The 701-nt window shown below is 51.2% G+C and carries 3 protein-coding genes; all 3 read left to right on the forward strand.

The window, feature by feature from the left end:
* Positions 1 to 167 (forward strand): SFCGS family glycine-rich protein (locus WH277_RS02225; RefSeq protein WP_339504160.1); only part of this gene is annotated, 167 nt, incomplete at its 5' end.
* Positions 167 to 466: a DUF4312 family protein gene (locus tag WH277_RS02230; RefSeq protein WP_339457074.1), complete on the forward strand. Its 300-nt coding sequence runs from the start codon at positions 167 to 169 to the stop codon at positions 464 to 466. The genes WH277_RS02225 and WH277_RS02230, both read left to right, overlap by 1 nt.
* An 89-nt stretch (positions 467 to 555) precedes the next feature.
* Positions 556 to 701, forward strand: a 146-nt coding sequence (locus WH277_RS02235) for a DUF4311 domain-containing protein (protein WP_339504162.1), incomplete at its 3' end; no start/stop codon positions are given.

Raw genomic sequence — 701 nt, forward strand, 5'->3', positions numbered from 1 at the left:
TCACTGCGCAGAATAAATATGGCTACAAAGCCAAACACGGAATGCGCTCCATTGACGAAGGTGTGACCGCCATCAACGAAGGTGCCACGGTACTCGGCTTCGGCTTTATGGATAAAGAAGAGTTGGGTGAGCGTCTGGTGCTGGCATGGCAGAAGAAGTACGGCTGATGAAAGAGCAATTCACCACCACAGTAAGCGTTAGCGGTAAAGGTGACAGCAAAGGCAAAGCCTTTGCCGATGCCCTGAGTCGGGTACAAAACACGGTACTGAAATCCACCAGCAAAATTCTTCTGCGTATTGAGCCGGTGGATGTGAAGGTGCTGCGGGCCGGAGTCCGCATTAAAACAGAAAAGTTTCTGTTCTTCTTCCTGGCGCGTGAACGGCGGCTCTACAGCGTCGACCTGGAAATCACCGTTAACGTGGTGGTGGTTGATACAGACACCGTGGATTTCATCGTTTCCCACTAAAAAACATCAGGGCGCATACCTCCACGTGTTCAGATGCGGTAGTCCATCTACCGCCTGAGGCGCAGGGGTTATAACAAAAGGAAAGACCGATGTTCCTCATTATCTTATTTAAATCATTGATTATCGGCGGCCTTGTCGGTGTTGGTGTGGGCGCAGGAGCGGCACGCATGTTTCATGCACCCACCACACAGGGCATGGGTGCTTTTCGTACATTGGGTGAACTGAACTCCTGTGA

The organism is Erwinia sp. MYb416, from assembly GCF_037479575.1.
In the GTDB taxonomy this organism is placed as follows: Bacteria; Pseudomonadota; Gammaproteobacteria; order Enterobacterales; family Enterobacteriaceae; genus Erwinia; species Erwinia rhapontici.